Source organism: Burkholderia sp. Ed8 (assembly GCF_040761425.1).
Classification (GTDB): domain Bacteria; phylum Pseudomonadota; class Gammaproteobacteria; order Burkholderiales; family Burkholderiaceae; genus Burkholderia; species Burkholderia seminalis.
The window spans coordinates 1,187,427-1,204,835 of record NZ_CP142886.1 but is presented as its reverse complement, the minus strand read 5'-3'; the positions used below and the strand labels follow the sequence as shown (position 1 = coordinate 1,204,835).

Genomic DNA, 17,409 nt, shown 5'->3' with positions numbered 1-17,409 from the left:
ACGGTCAGGCCGTCGCCGTTCAGCGCATGTAGATCGCGGGGGACGGCGTGTTCGCCGGGAGCTGGATTTCGGCGCGGGCGCCGTTGCGGTCGACGATGATCGAGCGCGGGCGGACCTCGGCGAGCTTCGCGCCCGGCGTGACGTCCGCGCCGAGCGATACGGCGCGCGGCGGTTCGCCGCCGACGCCGACGATCGCGGCACCGCCATGGTCGAGCGCGAGAATGCCGAACAGGTGGATGTCCTGGACGGGATTCTTGTCGAGCTGGCCGCCGAAGAGCGCCGCGGCGTCCTCGGTGCGGATCGGCAGCCGCGCGGCGGCGGCGGGCAGCGGCGCTTCGCGGGCCGACAGCGTGACGACCCAGTAGGTGGCCGTCGCGCACAAACCCGCGAAGAGGGCGAGGGAAAGGATCCGGATCGAGAGCGCGTTCATGCGCGCTATTGTACGGATGTATATGAAATTTGCGTTGGGTGAAAGCCCTCGACGATGCGCGCCTTACAATGCGTGCTCCGCGCCCGCGGGACCGGAAGCTTGCTGTCAGGCAATCGTCCGGTGCGCGGGGTGCGTCACTCAATCGACGACATTTTTTGGAAGAGGTAGTCAGTCATGCAAACGTGGATCACTCGCCGCAACGCGGCCGTGCGTCGTCAGCGCGGTTTCACGCTGATCGAGATCATGGTGGTGGTCGCGATCCTCGGGATCCTGGCGGCGCTGATCGTGCCGAAGATCATGAGCCGCCCGGACGAGGCCCGCCGCATCGCCGCGAAGCAGGACATCGGCACGATCATGCAGGCGCTCAAGCTGTACCGGCTCGACAACGGCCGTTATCCGACCCAGGAGCAGGGCCTGAATTCGCTGATCCAGAAGCCGACCACCGATCCGATCCCGAACAACTGGAAGGACGGCGGCTACCTGGAGCGCCTGCCGAACGACCCGTGGGGCAACGGCTACAAGTACCTGAACCCGGGCGTGCACGGCGAGGTCGACGTGTTCAGCTACGGCGCCGACGGCAAGGAAGGCGGCGAAGGCAACGATACCGACATCGGTTCGTGGCAATAAGCCGGCACTGATCGGCCCGGCGTTTCACTCCCGTTCTTCATGCCCGCCATTCGCACGACCTCCCGCTGCGGTCGCGATCGCCGTGCGCGTCGCGGCGCGGTGTCGGCCGTACCGGCACGTGCCGGCGGCGGGCCGGTGAACCGCCGCGCGCCGCGTCGTCGCACGCGCGGCTTCACGCTGCTCGAAATGCTGGTCGTGCTGGTGATCGCGGGGCTGCTGGTGTCGCTCGCGTCGCTGTCGCTGACGCGCAATCCGCGCACCGACCTGCGTGAAGAAGCGCAGCGCGTCGCGCTGCTGTTCGAGACGGCCGGCGACGAAGCGCAGGTGCGCGCGCGGCCGATCGCGTGGCAGCCGACCGAGCACGGTTTCCGTTTCGACGTGAGTTCGCCCGACGGCTGGCGCACGCTGCGCGACGACCTGCTGCGCCCGCGCGACTGGGACGGCGGCGTCACCGGCGCCGAGATCGACTATCCGGGCTCCGACACGCAGGCGAGCCGCGTCGTGTTCGGCACCGAGAGCATCGACACGCCGGTGCGCGTGACGCTGCATTCGGCCGCCGGCAGCGCGACGATCGTCGGCACCGGCAACGGCCGCTACGAGGTGCAATGACGATGCGTCGTCGCCTGCCCTGTTCCGTTTCTTCATCGCGCGGTTTCACGATGATCGAGGTGCTCGTCGCCCTCGCGATCATCGCGGTCGCGCTCGCCGCGTCGATCCGTGCGGTCGGCACGATGGCGACCAACGCGTCCGACCTGCATCGCCGGCTGCTGGCCGGCTGGAGCGCCGACAACGCGCTCGCGCAGTTGCGGCTCACGCACGCATGGCCGGAGGTCGGCGAGCAGAGCTTCGACTGCTCGCAAGGCAACGTGCAGCTCGTCTGCACGCAGCGTGTGAGCACGACGCCGAACCCGGTGTTCCGGCGCGTCCGGATTTCGGTGAGCATGCCCGGCCAATCCGGCGTGCTCGCGCAGATGGTGACGGTGGTCGCGAATGAAACCAGCCGTCCGCTCTGACGCGCCGATGCGCCGCCCGTCCGCCCGCCGCGTCCGCGGCTTCACGCTGATCGAGCTGATGATCGCGATCGCGATCCTCGCGGTGGTCGCGATCCTCGCGTGGCGCGGGCTCGACCAGATCATGCGCGGCCGCGACAAGGTCGCGGCCGCGATGGAAGACGAGCGCGTGTTCGCGCAGATGTTCGACCAGATGCGCATCGACGCGCGGCTCGCCGCGACCGACGACGAAGCCGGCCAGCCGGCGATCGGCGTCGCCGGCAACACGCTGCAGATCGTGCGCGAACTCGAGGTGCCGGGCGCCGCGCCGCGGCTGCAGGTGGTCCGCTACCGGATCGCCGGCGGGCGCGTCGTGCGCTATGTGTCGCCGCCGATCGACGACGCGAACCGGCTGCGCACGATGCTGAAGGACAGCAGCGTCGAAGGCTGGAGCTGGGTCGCGCTGATGGGCGGCGTCGGCGCGATCGACGCGAAACTGTACGTGCCGCGCGTGGGCTGGACCACCAACCTGCAGACGGCCGACGACGCGCTCGCGCAGAACAACGACGCGCTCAAGGTGCCGCAGATCGGCAACGCGCCGCCGACGCGCGCGGTGACGGGGCTGCAGGTCAGCATCGGCGCGACGTCGCTGCGCGTGCCCGTCACGCGCATCTTCCTCGTCGGGGAATGACGATGCGCGCGCGCCGCTCACGTCCGCCCTTCCGCAACCGCGGCAACCCCGCCGCCGGTCGCACGCGTGCCCGCCGCGAGCGCGGCGCGGCGATCATCACGGCGCTGCTCGTCGTCGCGCTGTCCGCGATCCTCGTCTCGGGAATGCTGTGGCGCCAGCAGGTGCAGATCCGCCGCATCGAGAACCAGCGGGTGATCGCGCAGGCGCAGTGGGTCGCGCGCGGCGCGCTCGACTGGACGCGGATGATCCTGCGCTCCGAAGGCGACACGGCGCCCGGCATCACCTATCTCGGCGGGATCTGGGGCGTGCCGATCGCGAAGACGAAGCTGTCGGATTTCCTCGGCAGGATCGGCGCGCCCAACGACAGCGGCGGCGAAGACACCTATATCTCCGGCTCGATCGAGGACGCGCAGGCGAAGTTCAACCTGCGCAACCTCGTGTCGTCGCCGGCGCCCGGCGTGCTGCAACTGAACGTCACGCAGCTCCAGGCCTTCCAGCGCCTCCTGACGACGCTCGGCTACGACGGCGCATTCGCGAAGCGCATCGCGCTGCAGGTGCGCGCGGGCCTGCTGCATTCGGCGACGCGTTTCCAGATGCCGAACCTGCCCGGTGGCGGCGGTACCGCGGCGAACGCCGTGACCGCGCCGGTCACGACCGACCAGGGCGGCGGCGGCTTCACCGACGATCCCGGTATGGCCGGCGGCGACCGCGGGCCGGCGCCGCTGATGATGACGAGCGTCGACAGTCTGCTCGACGTCGACGGCGTGACGCCCGAGATGGTCGCGCGGCTGCGCCCGTTCGTCACCGTGCTGCCGACCACGACACCGGTGAACATGAACACCGCGCCGGCCGAAGTGATCGCGTCGCTGGTGCCGGGGATGAGCGTGTCGTCCGCGCAGGCGCTCGTGTCGCGCCGCGAGACCGTGTTTTTCCGGAACGTCGGCGACGTGCAGCTTGCGCTGCGCGGCGCCGGCGCGCCGAACGTGACGATCGACTCGAGCCTCGTCGACGTCAATTCGAGTTATTTCATCGTGCATGGCCGGATCCAGCACGACCGGGCGGAGGTCGACCGCACCTCGCTCGTGTATCGTGATCCGACCACGCACTCGACGCGGGTCGTGCGTATCCGCGACCAGCTATAACGACGCCAATCGGGAGAGGAGCTCTTGTGAGCACGTTGATTGTTTCTTTGCCGCCGCGCGAGCCTGCCGTGCCGTTGCAGGAATGGCAGTGGCCCGAACTGCCGTTCACGCTCGTCGACAAGGCCGGCCAGGTGCAGCGCGCCGGACGCGCCGCGCTCGCGCTGCTGCCGCGCGCGAATGCGACGGTGCTGATCGTCGCCGCGCGCGACGTGCTGCTGCTGGCCACGGCCGTGCCGCCGCTGAAGGGGCCGAAGCTGCGCCAGGCGCTGCCCAACATCGTCGAGGACCAGCTGATCCAGGATCCGCTCGGCTGCCACATCGCGCTCGATCCGGTCGCGCTGCCCGACGGGCGCCGCGTGCTGGCCGTTGTCGATCGCGCGTGGTTCCGCACGATCTGCGAAGCGTTCACGGCGGCCGGCCACCGGCACCTGAGCGCGGTGCCCGCGACGCGCTGCCTGCCGGCGCCGCGCGCGTCGGCCGAACCGGCACCGGTCGCGCCGGCCGATGCCGCCGCGCTCGCCACGGAGGCGCTCGAGCCGGCCGCCCGCCCGGCGACGGTCGCCGCGGTGCTCGGACTCGCGACGTCGGTCGAACCGGTGCTCGTCGAAGCCGGCGCGCAGCCGGCCGCGGCCGGTGCGCCGCGCCTGGAACTCGCGGTGGCGCGCGGCGCACTCGGTGAAGGCTTCGCGGCGCCCGCGGCGCGCGCGGCCGGCACGCTGGCCGCGCTCGCCCGCGGCGGCGACGTCGAACTGTACGAACTCGGCGAACCGGGTGCGGAGCCGCGGCTCGCGTCGGTCGGCCGGTCCGACGCGGCGCTGCTGCCGGGCGCCGCCCCGCTGCCGTTCGACACGTTCGCGCGCCGCGCGCTCACCGAGAAGTTCGATCTGTGCCAGTTCGAATTCGAGTCGCAGCCGTGGCGCTTCGACCGCGCGACGGTGAAGCGGCTGCGCGTGCCGCTCGCGCTCCTCGCGGCGACGCTCGGCGTCGCGGTGATCGGCATGAACCTGCACTGGTGGAAGCTGTCGCGCGAGCGCGATGCGCTGTCCGCGCAGATCACCGAAACGCTGCTGTCCGCGTTCCCGAAGACGACGACGGTGCTCGATCCGCCCGCGCAGATGCAGCGCCAGCTCGACCAGCTTCGCCTGGCGGCCGGCGAGCTGTCGCCGAACGATTTCCTCGCGCTGGCGAGCGGGCTGTCGCGTTCGATGGGCGCGCTGCCGCTGAACGGCATCGCGTCGCTCGACTATCACGACCGGCGGCTCGACGTCGGCTTCAAGCCTGAGGTCAAGGTCGATCCCGATTTCACGCAGCGCCTCGCGCGCAACGGACTGTCCGGCGAAGTCGACAGCAACACGGGCAAATGGACGATCCGGAGCCGCTCATGAAAACCGAACAACTGAACCAGACGCTGGCCCAGTTCTGGGGTGAGCGCTCGCCGCGCGAGAAGATGCTGCTCGGCTGGGGCGGCGCCGTGCTGGCCGTTGCGATCGCGTATTCGGTGCTGTGGTCGCCCGCGCAGGAAGGCCGCGCACGAATCCAGCGGGAGCTGCCGGCGATGCGTCACGAACTCGCGCAGATGACCGCGCAGGCGAACGAGGCGAAGTCGCTGGCGGCCGCCGCGCAGGGCGTCGCGCCGACCGGCCTCGCGCTGAAGGACGCGCTGACCGCGTCGTTGTCCGATCACGGGCTGCAGGGGGCGCAGGTGCAGATCGTCGGTAACGGCGTGCAGGTGCAGATGAAGAACGTGTCGTTCCCGGCGTGGACGCAGTGGCTCGACGATGCGCGCCGGCAGTTCAAGGTGCAGGTCGGCGAGGCGCACGCGACCGCGCTGAAGGACGACGGCCAGGTCGACCTGACGGCCGTGATGCAACCTTCCGTACAGAAATAAATGACGCAGTGGATGACGCAAGCGGCGGTCGGCCGATGAGGCCGGGGATCAGACGGCTCGCCGCCGTATTGCCGTGGGCACTGGCGGGCGGGTTGGCGACGGCGGTGACGCTCGTCGCGCTCGCGCCGGCGGCATGGATCGCGCCGCAGTTCGCGCGCGCGACCGGCGGACACGTGAATCTCGTCGACCCGGACGGGTCGCTGTGGCACGGCTCGGGCACGCTGATGCTCGCGCCGGGCGCCGACCAGAGCGCGGCGACGCTGCTGCCGGGCCGGGTCGAATGGACCACGCGCTTCTGGCCGCTGCTGACGGGGCGCGTGCAGATGCGCATGCGGCAGACCGAGGCGATGCCCGATGCCGTGACGCTCGATGCGACATGGCGCGGCGCGGTGCTGTCGGCGGGCACGATGGCCGTGCCCGCATCGCTGCTCGCGGGGCTCGGCACGCCGTTCAACACGCTCGACCTGCAGGGCGACGTGCGGATCGGCTGGAGCGACTGGCGCCTGTTCGGCAGCAACGCGTTCGGCCAGCTGACGGTGACGATCGACTCGATGAGTTCGCGCGTGTCGCGCGTGAAGCCGCTCGGTTCGTACCGCGCGGTGCTGCAGGCGAAGGGCGCGGGCGCCGATCTCGACCTGTCGACGACGCAGGGCCCGCTGTTTCTCGACGGCCACGGCAGCTTCGGCCCCGGCCAGGGATCGTTCCGCGGCACCGCGCATGCGGCGCCCGAGCAGCAGGCGAACCTCGCCGGGCTGCTGAACCTGCTCGGCCACCCGATCGGCAACAACGCGGTGTCGCTGATCTTCGGCGACGCGCAGCGCTGACGCGCGCGTCGCCCGCTGCCCTTACTTCTGCGCGAGCGGCGTCGCGGCCGCGCCGGATGCCGGCAGGGGGGCCGGCGCCGCCATGCCGCCGTTCTCGCGCGCGAGGTCCGACACGTCCCAGCCGCCGCCGAGCGCCTTCACGAGCCCGACCGACGACACCATCCGCTGGCCGGCGATCGTCGCGAGCTTCTGCTGCGCGGTGAACGCGGTGGTCTGCGCGGTCAGCACGTTCAGGTACGCGACCGTGCCGGCCTTGTACTGGTTCGTGACGATCGCGAGCGAGTGTTCGGCGCTGTCGACGGCCTGCCGCTGCACGTCGATTTCCTGCGCGAGGATGCGCTGCGACGCGAGGTTGTCCTCGACGTCCTGGAAGGCGGTGAGCACCGCGAGGCGATACGCGGCGACATCCTGGTCGTAGGTCGCGCGCGCGGCATCGGTCTGCGCGGCGCGCAGACCGGCATCGAACAGCGTGGCCGCGAGCTGCGGGCCGACCGTCCAGAAACGCGCCGGCAGCGTGAACAGCTGCGACCACACCGTGCTCTGGAAGCCGCCGGTGGCCGACAGCGTGAGGGTGGGGAAGAACGCCGCGATCGCGACGCCGATCTGCTCGTTCGCGGCCGCCGCGCGGCGTTCGGCCGCCGCGATGTCGGGCCGGCGTTCGAGGATCGTGGACGGCACGTCGACCGGCGTGATCGGCGGCTCGGCCGCGAGCGGGTTCGGCGGCAGCGAGAAGGTCGACGCCGGTTCGCCGATCAGCGTCGCGATCGCGTGCTCGTACTGCGCGCGTGCGACGCCATTGTCGATCTGCGCGGCCTGCGCGCTCTGCAGCTGCGTCTGCGCCTGGATCACGTCCGCGCGCGCGGCGACGCCCTGCGCGTACTGGTTCTGCGTGAGCTTCAGCGACTGTTCGTACGACTTCACGGTGTCGTCGAGCAGCTTTTGCAGCGCGTCGGACGTGCGCAGCTGGAAATAGGTCTGCGCGAGCAGCGCCTGCTGCGACAGCCGCGCGTTCGCGAGATCGGCCGCCGCCGCCGCTTCGCCGGCGCGCTGCGCGCTGACGGTGCGGCTCACCTTGCCCCACAGGTCGGGCTCCCAGCTCGCATCGAGGCCGACGCTGTAGCTGTTGTTGATCGACCCGGACGACCCGCTGCCGAAACTCGACGAGCCCGAGGACACCGACGTGCGCGGCGTGCGGGCGCGCGAGCCCGACGCGGTCAGCCCGACCGTCGGGAAATACGCGGCGCGGGCTTCGGTGACGAGCGCGCGTGCCTGCCGGTAGGCGGCCGCCGATTGCGCGATGGTCTGGTTCGAGGCGTTGAGCTTGCCGATCAGCGCGTCGAGCTGCGGATCGTTGTAGACCGTCCACCACGGGCCGCGGTCGGTGCGGTCGGCCGGTTGCGCGACCTTCCAGCCGGCCGGCGCTTCCTTGAAGGCTGCGGGAATCGACGTGTCGGGCCGGTGGTAGTCGGGCCCGACGGCGCAGCCGGCGAGCAGCACGGCCGTCGCGACGGCGACGGCGGCGCTCAGCGGGCGAAGGGCGCGCGGGAGGGAGGCGTACGGCATGGTGGTTTTCCTGTCTGGGCGTGACGGCCGGCGAGCGGCGTCGCGCGATGCGGTCGTCATGCCGCTGGCGGACAAATGGTAACTGACGGCGGGGAAGCCGCGCAGCCCTAAGGGTACGGTGCGCGCGGGCCGGATTGTGTTACCGGCGCGGCCGGCCGGTTTACCGGCCATTACGGATCGCTTGCGGGAAGACGGGCGTGCGGCGCCGGCCACGCGTGGCGCGGCGGGCGCCCGGCCGGATCAGACGGGAAAACGGGGGCGGGGCGACGTCAGTGGCAGCGCGCCGGCACCGGGATGGGCTCGGCGGCGGCGCGCCATGTCGACGGCTCCGTGGCGGCCGGCTGGCTCGTGCGGCGGGCGCCGCCCTTCGCGTTGCGCTGCCGGCGATGATCGAACCAGGCGAACCCGAGCGCCGCGAGCGAGCCGCCCGGCACGACCAGCATCGTCACGTACAGCGCGATCTTCCAGCCGCGGTGCGGCCCGGAAAACACATGATGAGCGGTATCGGTCAGGTTGCGGCGCAGCGCGCCGGCGGCATTTTTCAGGAACAGCATCGCGAACATCCTCGGGTGCCCGGCAGCGCGGGCGCATCGGTCAGAACATAGTCTCCGGCAGTGCAACATGCACGTCGTAACTGGTTGCCTCAAATAATATTGACTAAGCAATCATTTTTCAAGATACTGGGCGCGTTTTAACCTGAAACGCACTATTGCTGCGCGCGCAATCGTATGACCGGCGGCCTCTACGATCCCGAGAACATCGCGCTGGAAACGAGCCTCGGCTATTACCTGTCGAAGGCGAAGCAGGCGCTCGTCGAGCGGATGGATCGCGCGCTCGAGCCGCTCGACCTCACCGCGCAGCAGATCGGCGTGATCCTGCTGCTGTCGCGCGGTTATGCGCGCACGCCGTTCGAGCTGTCGCGCAAGATGTCGTACGACAGCGGCTCGATGACGCGCATGCTCGACCGGCTCGAACGCAAGGGGCTGATCGCCCGCTCGCGCAGCGAGCAGGATCGCCGGATGATCGAGCTGACGCTGACCGAGCGCGGCGCCGACGCGGCCCGCGCGCTGCCGTCGCTGGTCGCGACCGTGCTCAACGCGCAGCTCGACGGCTTCTCGGCCGACGAACTCGCGACGCTCACCGGCCTGCTGCAGCGCTTCATCGCCAACGGGCCCAGCTCAACCGGCTGCCCGAAACCCGACGAAGACGCCTGACGCGCGCGGAGGCCCCATGTCTAGGTTAAGCATTCGCTTATTTCTCTGTCTGGGCAGAAGATGACAGGACACGCGCTGCGCTTTTCCCCTTTTTCGTTCCACCCGGCCGGGTTGCGCTGCGTCGCACGCCCGTGCGTTGTGCCGGCGCGTCGTGCGCGCCGCCTCTAGGAGATTCCGATGTCCGCCACCACGGCATCCGCCGCCTCCCCCGCCGCCGAACCCGCGCCGCTGTCCGGCGGGACGCTCGCGCTGCTCACCATCGGGCTCGCGCTCGGCACCTTCATGGAAGTGCTCGACACGTCGATCGCGAACGTCGCGGTGCCGACCATCTCGGGCAGCCTCGGCGTCGCGACCAGCGAAGGCACGTGGGTGATCTCGTCGTATTCGGTCGCGTCCGCGATCGCGGTGCCGCTCACCGGCTGGCTCGCGCGGCGGGTCGGCGAGGTGCGGCTGTTCACGCTGTCGGTGCTCGCGTTCACGATCGCGTCGGCGCTGTGCGGCTTCGCGACCAACTTCGAGACGCTGATCGCGTTCCGGCTGCTGCAGGGCCTCGTGTCGGGGCCGATGGTGCCGCTGTCGCAGACGATCCTGATGCGCAGCTACCCGCCCGCGAAGCGCGGGCTCGCGCTCGGGCTATGGGCGATGACGGTGATCGTCGCGCCGATCTTCGGCCCGTTGCTGGGCGGCTGGATCAGCGACAACTACACGTGGCCGTGGATCTTCTACATCAACCTGCCGATCGGCGTCTTCTCCGCGGCCTGCGCGTATTTCCTGCTGCGCGGCCGCGAGACGAAGACGTCGAAGCAGCGGATCGACGCGATCGGCCTCGCGCTGCTCGTGATCGGCGTGTCGTGCCTGCAGATGATGCTCGACCTCGGCAAGGACCGAGACTGGTTCAACTCGTCGTTCATCGTCGCGCTCGCGCTGATCGCCGTCGTGTCGCTCGCGTTCATGCTCGTGTGGGAGGCGACCGAGAAGGAGCCGGTGGTCGACCTGTCGCTCTTCAAGGACCGCAACTTCGCGCTCGGTGCGCTGATCATCTCGTTCGGCTTCATGGCGTTCTTCGGCTCGGTCGTGATCTTCCCGCTGTGGCTGCAGACCGTGATGGGCTACACGGCCGGCAAGGCCGGCCTCGCGACCGCGCCCGTCGGGCTGCTCGCGCTCGTGCTGTCGCCGCTGATCGGGCGCAACATGCACCGGCTCGACCTGCGGATGGTCGCGAGCTTCGCGTTCATCGTGTTCGCGGGCGTGTCGCTGTGGAACGCGACGTTCACGCTCGACGTGCCGTTCAACCACGTGATCCTGCCGCGGCTCGTGCAGGGGATCGGCGTCGCGTGCTTCTTCGTGCCGATGACGACGATCACGCTGTCGAGCATCTCCGACGAGCGGCTCGCGAGCGCGTCGGGGCTGTCGAACTTCCTGCGCACGCTGTCCGGCGCGATCGGCACCGCGGCCAGCTCGACGTTCTGGGAGAACGACGCGATCTACCATCATGCGCGGCTGTCGGAATCGGTGAGCATCTACGCGCAGAACACGACCGACTACCAGGGCGCGCTCGCGCAGCTCGGCATCGTCGGGCAGACGGCCAACGCGCAGCTCAACCAGCTCGTCACGCAGCAGGGCTTCATGATGGCCACCAACGACTTCTTCCACCTGTCGGCGGTGATGTTCATCGCGCTGGCGGCGCTCGTGTGGATCACGAAACCGAGGAAGGGCGCGGGGCCGGCGATGGGGCACTGACGGCGGCATCGCGACCCGTTCGACCGGCTGCTGGTTGCCCAGGCGGCTTCGGAAGGCATCACGCGACTCACGCACGACCCCACGGTGGCCCGGTATCCGGGCCCGATTCGACACGTCCGATCGCGCCGCACGCAGGGCCGGCCGTCAATCCCGCGCCCGCAGCCCGCCGAACGCCAGATCGTCGCCGGGCGCGATCGGCAGCGTCGCCCGAGCGACGTCGAGCCACGCACGCGCCGCGTGCGACAGGTAGCCCTTCTTCAGCCAGCCGAGCGCGATCGCCCACGTGATTTCCGGCTCGACGATCGGCCGGCACGTGAACTGGCCCACGTCGAGCCGCCGGCAATACGGCTCGGGCAGCAGCGCGATGCCGACGCCCGCATGCACGAGCGCGGCCATGAAATCCCAGTGGCCGCTGCGGCTCACGATCGACGGCGTGAAGCCCGCCTGCCGGCACGCATCGAGCACCGCGTCGTGCAGCGCGAGGCTCTCCGCATAGAACACGAACGACTCGCGCGCCAGGTCGGCGAGCGGCACGGCCGCGTGGTCCTCCCAGCGCGACTCGCGCGGCGCGACGAGCCACAGCGGCGCGCGCACCATCGGCAGCCGCTCGAACGTGCCGGGATCGACCGGTTCCAGCAACCCACCGAGCTCCAGCTCGCCCGACGTGAGCGCGGCCTCGATCATCCGTGCGCCCTGTTCGAACAGCTTCAGCTCGATGTTCGGATAGCGCTGCTTGTATGCGGCGATGATCGGCGTGAACAGCGAGCCGCCGAGCGGCGGGATGCCGATCGTCAGCTCGCCGCGGCCGAGCGTGCCGAGATCGTTCAGCTCCGACTGCAGCTGCGCCTGCGCGGCGAGCACGTCCTGGCCGCGCTGGAACACGATCCGCCCCGCATCGGTCAGCACCATCTGGCGGCCGTCGCGCAGCAGCAGCGGCGAACCGATCTCGTCCTCGAGCGCCTTCACCATCTTGCTGATGGTCGGCTGCGTGACGAACAGCTTGTCGGCCGCCGCCGTGAAGCTCTGCTGGCGAACCACCTCGACGAAGTACCGCAGCGCGCGCAATTCCATCGACATCTCCCCAAATTGGTGCGGAAAGCCCAAACCGAATTCCGAATTGGAATGATAAGGATAGAGACAAGTCATTTTATTTATGGTTAGGGGAAACCCTATACTCACACCATCGACGCACTATTCCGTATGGAGCCCGCCATGACCAAGCCGACCGCCGCTGCCGCCGCCCGCCCTGCCGCTTCCGGCAGCCTTGCGCATACGGGCCGGATCGCGCTGCAGGCCGCCGCGCTCGGCGCGCTGTGGATGGCCGTCGACTGGGCCGTGCGCAAGGTCGGCCTGCCGATTCCGTCCGGCGTGATCGGCCTCGCGGTGCTCCTCGTGCTGCTGTTCTCGGGCCGCGTCGCGCCCGCGTGGGTGAAGGACGGCGCGAACTGGCTGCTGTCCGACATGCTGCTGTTCTTCGTGCCGGCCGCCGTCGCGGCCGTGCAGTACGGCGGGCTGTTCCGCGAGGACGGCTGGCGCATCGCGCTGGTGATGCTCGCCGGCACCGCGTTCGTGATGGTGGCGGTGGCCGTCGCGGTCGATCTCGCCGCAAAGCTCGAACGCCGGTTCGCCGCGCAGCGCGTGTTCGCCGAACGCCGCCGCGCGCGCCTGAGCGCCGTGTCCGCGCACTGAGCCGGAGCCGACCATGCTCGCCGCGCTATCGAACCTGCCCGCCGACCGCGTGAACACCGCGATCTCCCTCGGCTGCTTCGTGCTGACGGTCGTGCTGTACTTCGTGTCGAAGCGGCTCTATGCGTACAAGAAGACACTGCTGTTCTCGCCGCTCGTGTTCGTGCCGGGCGTGCTGGTGCTGCTGGTGCTGCTGACCGGCATCCCGTATTCGGTCTACTTCCGCGATACGCGCTGGCTGATGTGGCTGCTCGGGCCGGCGACGATCGCGTTCGCGGTGCCGATCTATGAATATCGCGACCTGATCCGCCGCCACTGGCTGTCGCTGTCGGTCGGCGTCGCGGTCGGGATCACCGCGGGCGTATGCGGGTCGCTGCTGCTCGCGAAGCTGCTGCACCTGTCGCCCGAGCTGCAGCGCTCGCTGATGACGCGCTCGGTGTCGACGCCGTTCGCGCTCGCCGTGTCGGACAAGATCCACGCGCCGAAGGATCTCACGGCCCTCTTCGTGATCGCGACCGGCCTCTGCGGGATGCTGCTCGGCGAGCTCGTGCTCGCACTCGTGCCGATGCGCACCCGGCTCGCGCGCGGCGCGCTGTTCGGCGCGGCCGCCCACGGCGTGGGCACCGCGAAGGCGCGCGAGATCGGCAGCGAGGAAGGCGTCGTGTCGAGCCTGACGATGATGATCGCGGGCGTCGCGATGGTGCTGATCGCGCCGCTGCTCACGCTGCTGCCGATCTGACACCCCCGCGCCGGCCGGCCGACGCCCGCCCGGCGCGCCGTCCCGCCGCGCTCCGCCGGCCCCGCTGCCCAGCATCCGGCCGACACCCGGCCGACAATCGGCTGAGATAGCCGCAAATCCCCCCTCTTTTCCGCCCATCGGGCTCGGCCCGGATGCCGAACAATGCATGCTACGAGACATCACGCACGCATTCACATGGCCTCCACGACTGCAAACCCGACCGCCGACAAGCCGGCTTCGTCCGGCAAGTTCAAGCGCATCGCGCTCATCGCCGTCATCGCGCTGGGCGCGGCTGCCGCCGCCGCCGGCGGCATGTACGTGTTCCTGAGCAAGGCGGGCGTCGGCCATGCGAGCGCGCCGGCCGAGCCGCCGCCGCTGGCCGCGCCGGTGTTCTTCCCGCTCGACCCGCTGACCGTGAACCTGCAGTCCGACGACGGCATGCAGCACTACCTGCGCGTCGGCCTGTCGCTGAAGCTCACCGATCCGAAGGCGCAGGAGCAACTGACCGCGCGGATGCCGGAGATCCGCAGCCGGATCCTGCTCGCGCTGTCGAACAAGCATCCCGAGGAACTCGCGACGCCGGACGGCAAACGCTCGCTCGCGAAGGAACTGCGGGACCTGATCGAGCAGCCGACGCAGCCGGGCAACCAGCGCGCGAAGGTCGACGACGTGCTGTTCACCGAATTCGTCGTCCAGTAACGCGGCCGCCAAAGGAGCGCGTATGGGTCACCAGGAGTTCATGTCCCAGGAGGAGGTCGATGCCCTCCTCAAGGGCGTCACGGGCGAAGCCGATTCGGTCGACGAGCAGCGCGACACATCGGGCGTCCGCCCCTACAACATCGCGACGCAGGAGCGGATCGTCCGCGGCCGGATGCCCGGCCTCGAGATCATCAACGACCGCTTCGCGCGCCTGCTGCGGATCGGCATCTTCAACTTCATGCGGCGCACGGCGGAAATCTCCGTCAGCCAGGTGAAGGTGCAGAAGTACAGCGAGTTCACCCGCAACCTGCCGATCCCGACGAACCTGAACCTGGTGCACGTGAAGCCGCTGCGCGGCACGTCGCTGTTCGTGTTCGACCCGAACCTCGTGTTCTTCGTCGTCGACAACCTGTTCGGCGGCGACGGGCGCTTCCACACGCGCGTCGAGGGCCGCGACTTCACGGCCACCGAGCAGCGGATCATCGGCAAGCTGCTGAACCTCGTGTTCGAGCACTACACGACCGCATGGAAGAGCGTGCGGCCGCTGCAGTTCGAATTCGTGCGCTCGGAAATGCACACGCAGTTCGCGAACGTCGCGACGCCGAACGAGATCGTGATCGTCACGCAGTTCTCGATCGAGTTCGGGCCGACGGGCGGCACGCTGCACATCTGCATGCCGTATTCGATGGTCGAGCCGATCCGCGACGTGCTCGCGTCGCCGATCCAGGGCGAGGCGCTCGAAGTCGACCGCCGCTGGGTGCGCGTGCTGTCGCAGCAGGTGCAGGCCGCCGAGGTCGAGCTGACCGCGAATCTCGCCGAGATCTCGTCGACCTTCGAGAAGATCCTGAACCTGCGCGCGGGCGACGTGCTGCCGCTGGAGATCGAGGACACGATCACCGCGAAGGTCGACGGCGTGCCGGTGATGGAATGCGGCTACGGAATTTTCAATGGTCAATACGCATTGCGCGTGCAGAAGATGATCAGCGCGGGCGATACGATGAAGGAAGGTGGATATGAGTGAGCTGAACCAGACGCCCGACGACGACATCCAGGCGATGGCCGACGCGGCCCTCGCGGCTTCGGCCGGCGACGCGCAGGCGGCCCCGGCCGCGGCGGAGGAAGATCCCGGCCTGGACGACTGGGCGGCCGCACTCGCCGAGCAGAACCAGCAGCCGGTGCAGGCGGGCGCGACGGGCGCCGGCGTGTTCCAGCCGCTGTCGAAGGCCGCCGCGAGCTCGACGCACAACGACATCGAGATGATCCTCGACATCCCGGTCAAGATGACCGTGGAGCTCGGCCGCACGAAGATCGCGATCCGCAACCTGCTGCAGCTCGCGCAGGGTTCCGTCGTCGAGCTCGACGGCCTCGCCGGCGAGCCGATGGACGTGCTCGTGAACGGCTGCCTGATCGCGCAGGGCGAGGTCGTGGTCGTCAACGACAAGTTCGGCATCCGCCTGACCGACATCATCACGCCGGCCGAACGCATCCGGAAGCTGAATCGATGACCGTCGTGAAGCCCGGCCGCCGCGTGCGCAACGCGATTGCAGCGGCGGCGCCTGCCGTCGCCGCATCGCTCGCGTGCACGCCGGCCGGGGCCGCCGACATGAACGCGGTGAACCATGCCGGCTCGATCGCATCGAGCGTGATGGTCGGCTCGGCCGCGCCGTCGCTCGGCATCGGCGCGGTGCTGCAGACGCTCGTCGGGCTCGCGGTCGTGATCGGCCTCGTGTTCGCCTGCGCGTGGCTCGCGCGCCGCTTCGGCTTCCAGCCCGCGCGGCGCGGCGGCCCGCTGAAGGTCGTGTCGAGCGTCGCGGTCGGCGCGAAGGAAAACGCGACGATCGTCGAGATCGGCGACACCTGGCTCGTGCTCGGCGTCGCACCGGGCAGCGTGCGCCTGCTGCATACGCTGCCGGCCGGCTCGGCTTCGGCCACTGCAACGGCGCCGGCTTCGGCCGACGCGCCCGCCGGCGGCAACCCGTCCGACGGCGGCCTGCCCGGCACGTTCGGCTCGCGGTTCCGCGACGCGCTCGCGGGCGAAGCCGTGAAGCGCCTCGGTCGCGGCAAGGACCGCTGACATGGCGCCGCGCCCTCTTTCCGTCTCCGCATTCCGATGAAACACGCATTCCTGCGTCGCGCGGCGCGCGTCGCGCCCGTGCTGATCCTCTGCCTCGCCCCGGCGCTCGCCTGCGCGCAGGCGAACGGCCTGCCCGCGTTCAACGCGAGCCCGGGCCCGCATGGCGGCACCACCTATTCGCTGAGCGTGCAGACGATGCTGCTGCTCACGATGCTGTCGTTCCTGCCGGCGATGCTGCTGATGATGACGAGCTTCACGCGCATCATCATCGTGCTGTCGCTGCTGCGCCAGGCGCTCGGCACCGCGACGACGCCGCCGAACCAGGTGCTCGTCGGCCTCGCGATGTTCCTCACCTTCTTCGTGATGTCGCCGGTGCTCGACCGTGCGTACAACGACGGCTACAAGCCGTTCTCCGACGGCTCGATGCCGATGGAGCAGGCCGTGCAGCGCGGCGTCGCGCCGTTCAAGACCTTCATGCTGAAGCAGACCCGCGAGACCGACCTCGCGCTGTTCGCGAAGATCTCGAAGGCCGCGCCGATGCAGGGCCCCGAGGACGTGCCGCTGTCGCTGCTGGTGCCCGCGTTCGTCACGAGCGAACTGAAGACCGGCTTCCAGATCGGCTTCACGGTCTTCATCCCGTTCCTGATCATCGACATGGTCGTCGCGAGCGTGCTGATGTCGATGGGGATGATGATGGTGTCGCCGTCCACCGTGTCGCTGCCGTTCAAGCTAATGCTGTTCGTGCTGGTCGACGGCTGGCAGCTGCTGATCGGCTCGCTCGCGCAGAGCTTCACGTAAGCGACGGAGGATTCGCGCGATGACGCCCGAACAAGTGATGACCCTCGCGCACCAGGCGATGATGATCGGCCTGCTGCTCGCGGCCCCGCTGCTGCTGGTCGCGCTCGTGGTCGGCCTCGTCGTGAGCCTGTTCCAGGCCGCGACGCAGATCAACGAATCGACGCTGTCGTTCATCCCGAAGCTGCTCGCGGTCGCCGCGACGCTCGTGATCGCCGGCCCGTGGATGCTGACGACGATGCTCGACTACCTGCGCCAGACGCTGCTGCACGTCGCGACGCTCGGCGCCGGCTGAGCCGCGCGCACCG

At 69.7% G+C, this 17,409-nt stretch carries 22 protein-coding genes and 1 pseudogene; 19 read left to right on the top strand and 4 right to left on the bottom strand.

Annotated elements, in window-relative coordinates:
• Positions 1 to 19: 19 nt before the first annotated feature.
• Positions 20 to 430: a type II secretion system protein N gene (locus VXM69_RS19460; RefSeq protein WP_034188199.1), complete on the bottom strand. Its 411-nt coding sequence runs from the start codon at positions 428 to 430 to the stop codon at positions 20 to 22.
• A 174-nt stretch (positions 431 to 604) separates the two neighbouring features.
• On the opposite strand from VXM69_RS19460, the gene gspG reads away from it, so the two are divergent.
• The 8 genes from gspG to VXM69_RS19420 are packed head-to-tail and all read left to right on the top strand — an operon-like array spanning position 605 to position 6,591.
• Complete coding sequence (gspG, locus tag VXM69_RS19455) at positions 605 to 1,057, top strand: type II secretion system major pseudopilin GspG (protein WP_049029109.1); 453 nt, start codon at positions 605 to 607, stop codon at positions 1,055 to 1,057.
• A gap of 39 nt (positions 1,058 to 1,096) precedes the next feature.
• Positions 1,097 to 1,666 (top strand): GspH/FimT family pseudopilin, encoded by a 570-nt coding sequence (locus VXM69_RS19450; protein ID WP_367190048.1) that lies wholly within the window; start codon positions 1,097 to 1,099, stop codon positions 1,664 to 1,666.
• A gap of 2 nt (positions 1,667 to 1,668) precedes the next feature.
• Positions 1,669 to 2,070: a type II secretion system minor pseudopilin GspI gene (gene gspI / locus VXM69_RS19445; protein WP_034188256.1), complete on the top strand. Its 402-nt coding sequence runs from the start codon at positions 1,669 to 1,671 to the stop codon at positions 2,068 to 2,070.
• Complete coding sequence (locus VXM69_RS19440) at positions 2,048 to 2,737, top strand: type II secretion system protein J (RefSeq protein WP_080287835.1); 690 nt, start codon at positions 2,048 to 2,050, stop codon at positions 2,735 to 2,737. The genes gspI and VXM69_RS19440 overlap by 23 nt, the downstream gene beginning before the upstream one ends.
• Positions 2,734 to 3,879 carry a type II secretion system minor pseudopilin GspK gene (gspK, locus tag VXM69_RS19435; RefSeq protein ID WP_226104012.1) on the top strand — a complete coding sequence of 382 codons (1,146 nt, stop codon included), beginning with the start codon at positions 2,734 to 2,736 and terminating at the stop codon, positions 3,877 to 3,879. The genes VXM69_RS19440 and gspK overlap by 4 nt, the downstream gene beginning before the upstream one ends.
• A gap of 26 nt (positions 3,880 to 3,905) precedes the next feature.
• On the top strand, positions 3,906 to 5,264 hold the full coding sequence (gene gspL / locus VXM69_RS19430; RefSeq protein ID WP_124608635.1) for a type II secretion system protein GspL: 1,359 nt from the start codon (positions 3,906 to 3,908) through the stop codon (positions 5,262 to 5,264).
• A complete protein-coding gene (gene gspM, locus VXM69_RS19425) occupies positions 5,261 to 5,767 on the top strand; it encodes a type II secretion system protein GspM (RefSeq protein ID WP_034188258.1) in 507 nt (168 codons plus the stop codon). Before gspL ends, gspM begins: the two co-directional genes overlap by 4 nt.
• Positions 5,768 to 5,802: 35 nt before the next feature.
• Positions 5,803 to 6,591 carry a type II secretion system protein N gene (locus tag VXM69_RS19420; protein WP_034188204.1) on the top strand — a complete coding sequence of 263 codons (789 nt, stop codon included), beginning with the start codon at positions 5,803 to 5,805 and terminating at the stop codon, positions 6,589 to 6,591.
• Between the two features lie 21 nt (positions 6,592 to 6,612).
• On the opposite strand, the gene VXM69_RS19415 is transcribed toward VXM69_RS19420, so the two are convergent.
• Both VXM69_RS19415 and VXM69_RS19410 read right to left on the bottom strand, forming a co-directional pair.
• A complete protein-coding gene (locus VXM69_RS19415) occupies positions 6,613 to 8,154 on the bottom strand; it encodes an efflux transporter outer membrane subunit (protein ID WP_367190047.1) in 1,542 nt (513 codons plus the stop codon).
• 269 nt (positions 8,155 to 8,423) lie between these two features.
• Complete coding sequence (locus VXM69_RS19410; protein ID WP_080287836.1) at positions 8,424 to 8,708, bottom strand: multidrug ABC transporter ATPase; 285 nt, start codon at positions 8,706 to 8,708, stop codon at positions 8,424 to 8,426.
• 174 nt (positions 8,709 to 8,882) lie between these two features.
• Here VXM69_RS19410 and VXM69_RS19405 point away from each other — a divergent pair, with 174 nt between their 5' ends.
• The 3 genes and pseudogenes from VXM69_RS19405 to VXM69_RS19395 form a co-directional block, all read left to right on the top strand.
• Complete coding sequence (locus VXM69_RS19405; protein WP_343727534.1) at positions 8,883 to 9,368, top strand: MarR family transcriptional regulator; 486 nt, start codon at positions 8,883 to 8,885, stop codon at positions 9,366 to 9,368.
• Positions 9,369 to 9,545: 177 nt separating this feature from the next.
• Entirely contained in the window at positions 9,546 to 11,108 is a 1,563-nt protein-coding gene (locus VXM69_RS19400; protein ID WP_034188208.1) for a DHA2 family efflux MFS transporter permease subunit, read from the top strand.
• Positions 11,109 to 11,114: 6 nt separating this feature from the next.
• A pseudogene (locus VXM69_RS19395) lies at positions 11,115 to 11,225 on the top strand (PIN domain nuclease); the annotation flags it as partial.
• A 27-nt stretch (positions 11,226 to 11,252) separates the two neighbouring features.
• Here VXM69_RS19395 and VXM69_RS19390 read toward each other — a convergent pair.
• On the bottom strand, positions 11,253 to 12,179 hold the full coding sequence (locus VXM69_RS19390; protein WP_367190046.1) for a LysR substrate-binding domain-containing protein: 927 nt from the start codon (positions 12,177 to 12,179) through the stop codon (positions 11,253 to 11,255).
• A 141-nt stretch (positions 12,180 to 12,320) separates the two neighbouring features.
• Between VXM69_RS19390 and VXM69_RS19385 the strand changes: the two genes are divergently transcribed.
• The 8 genes from VXM69_RS19385 to fliQ all read left to right on the top strand — a co-directional run bounded on the left by VXM69_RS19385 (position 12,321) and on the right by fliQ (position 17,396).
• Positions 12,321 to 12,797, top strand: a complete 477-nt coding sequence (locus VXM69_RS19385; protein ID WP_034188259.1) for a CidA/LrgA family protein — start codon at positions 12,321 to 12,323, stop codon at positions 12,795 to 12,797.
• A gap of 13 nt (positions 12,798 to 12,810) precedes the next feature.
• On the top strand, positions 12,811 to 13,533 hold the full coding sequence (locus VXM69_RS19380) for an LrgB family protein (protein WP_034188210.1): 723 nt from the start codon (positions 12,811 to 12,813) through the stop codon (positions 13,531 to 13,533).
• Between the two features lie 162 nt (positions 13,534 to 13,695).
• Entirely contained in the window at positions 13,696 to 14,232 is a 537-nt protein-coding gene (gene fliL, locus VXM69_RS19375) for a flagellar basal body-associated protein FliL (protein WP_049033962.1), read from the top strand.
• 22 nt (positions 14,233 to 14,254) lie between these two features.
• Positions 14,255 to 15,253, top strand: a complete 999-nt coding sequence (gene fliM, locus VXM69_RS19370; protein WP_034188212.1) for a flagellar motor switch protein FliM — start codon at positions 14,255 to 14,257, stop codon at positions 15,251 to 15,253.
• The gene (gene fliN / locus VXM69_RS19365; protein WP_034188213.1) at positions 15,246 to 15,737 is read left to right on the top strand and encodes a flagellar motor switch protein FliN; all 492 of its coding nucleotides are present in this window, start codon (positions 15,246 to 15,248) and stop codon (positions 15,735 to 15,737) included. Before fliM ends, fliN begins: the two co-directional genes overlap by 8 nt.
• The gene (gene fliO, locus VXM69_RS19360; protein WP_226229777.1) at positions 15,734 to 16,306 is read left to right on the top strand and encodes a flagellar biosynthetic protein FliO; all 573 of its coding nucleotides are present in this window, start codon (positions 15,734 to 15,736) and stop codon (positions 16,304 to 16,306) included. Before fliN ends, fliO begins: the two co-directional genes overlap by 4 nt.
• Positions 16,307 to 16,342: 36 nt before the next feature.
• Complete coding sequence (gene fliP / locus VXM69_RS19355; protein ID WP_034188215.1) at positions 16,343 to 17,104, top strand: flagellar type III secretion system pore protein FliP; 762 nt, start codon at positions 16,343 to 16,345, stop codon at positions 17,102 to 17,104.
• Between the two features lie 19 nt (positions 17,105 to 17,123).
• Positions 17,124 to 17,396 (top strand): flagellar biosynthesis protein FliQ, encoded by a 273-nt coding sequence (gene fliQ / locus VXM69_RS19350; protein ID WP_034188216.1) that lies wholly within the window; start codon positions 17,124 to 17,126, stop codon positions 17,394 to 17,396.
• The last annotated feature ends 13 nt before the right edge of the window (positions 17,397 to 17,409 follow it).

Bases quoted from the DNA above. Each gene is read 5' to 3' on its own strand.
- VXM69_RS19460 (WP_034188199.1), bottom strand. From the start codon at position 430: ATGAACGCGCTCTCGATCCGGATCCTTTCCCTCGCCCTCTTCGCGGGT.
- gspG (WP_049029109.1), top strand. From the start codon at position 605: ATGCAAACGTGGATCACTCGCCGCAACGCGGCCGTGCGTCGTCAGCGC.
- VXM69_RS19450 (WP_367190048.1), top strand. From the start codon at position 1,097: ATGCCCGCCATTCGCACGACCTCCCGCTGCGGTCGCGATCGCCGTGCG.
- gspI (WP_034188256.1), top strand. From the start codon at position 1,669: ATGCGTCGTCGCCTGCCCTGTTCCGTTTCTTCATCGCGCGGTTTCACG.
- VXM69_RS19440 (WP_080287835.1), top strand. From the start codon at position 2,048: ATGAAACCAGCCGTCCGCTCTGACGCGCCGATGCGCCGCCCGTCCGCC.
- gspK (WP_226104012.1), top strand. From the start codon at position 2,734: ATGACGATGCGCGCGCGCCGCTCACGTCCGCCCTTCCGCAACCGCGGC.
- gspM (WP_034188258.1), top strand. From the start codon at position 5,261: ATGAAAACCGAACAACTGAACCAGACGCTGGCCCAGTTCTGGGGTGAG.
- VXM69_RS19420 (WP_034188204.1), top strand. From the start codon at position 5,803: ATGAGGCCGGGGATCAGACGGCTCGCCGCCGTATTGCCGTGGGCACTG.
- VXM69_RS19415 (WP_367190047.1), bottom strand. From the start codon at position 8,154: ATGCCGTACGCCTCCCTCCCGCGCGCCCTTCGCCCGCTGAGCGCCGCC.
- VXM69_RS19410 (WP_080287836.1), bottom strand. From the start codon at position 8,708: ATGCTGTTCCTGAAAAATGCCGCCGGCGCGCTGCGCCGCAACCTGACC.
- VXM69_RS19405 (WP_343727534.1), top strand. From the start codon at position 8,883: ATGACCGGCGGCCTCTACGATCCCGAGAACATCGCGCTGGAAACGAGC.
- VXM69_RS19400 (WP_034188208.1), top strand. From the start codon at position 9,546: ATGTCCGCCACCACGGCATCCGCCGCCTCCCCCGCCGCCGAACCCGCG.
- VXM69_RS19390 (WP_367190046.1), bottom strand. From the start codon at position 12,179: ATGGAATTGCGCGCGCTGCGGTACTTCGTCGAGGTGGTTCGCCAGCAG.
- VXM69_RS19385 (WP_034188259.1), top strand. From the start codon at position 12,321: ATGACCAAGCCGACCGCCGCTGCCGCCGCCCGCCCTGCCGCTTCCGGC.
- VXM69_RS19380 (WP_034188210.1), top strand. From the start codon at position 12,811: ATGCTCGCCGCGCTATCGAACCTGCCCGCCGACCGCGTGAACACCGCG.
- fliL (WP_049033962.1), top strand. From the start codon at position 13,696: ATGCATGCTACGAGACATCACGCACGCATTCACATGGCCTCCACGACT.
- fliM (WP_034188212.1), top strand. From the start codon at position 14,255: ATGGGTCACCAGGAGTTCATGTCCCAGGAGGAGGTCGATGCCCTCCTC.
- fliN (WP_034188213.1), top strand. From the start codon at position 15,246: ATGAGTGAGCTGAACCAGACGCCCGACGACGACATCCAGGCGATGGCC.
- fliO (WP_226229777.1), top strand. From the start codon at position 15,734: ATGACCGTCGTGAAGCCCGGCCGCCGCGTGCGCAACGCGATTGCAGCG.
- fliP (WP_034188215.1), top strand. From the start codon at position 16,343: ATGAAACACGCATTCCTGCGTCGCGCGGCGCGCGTCGCGCCCGTGCTG.
- fliQ (WP_034188216.1), top strand. From the start codon at position 17,124: ATGACGCCCGAACAAGTGATGACCCTCGCGCACCAGGCGATGATGATC.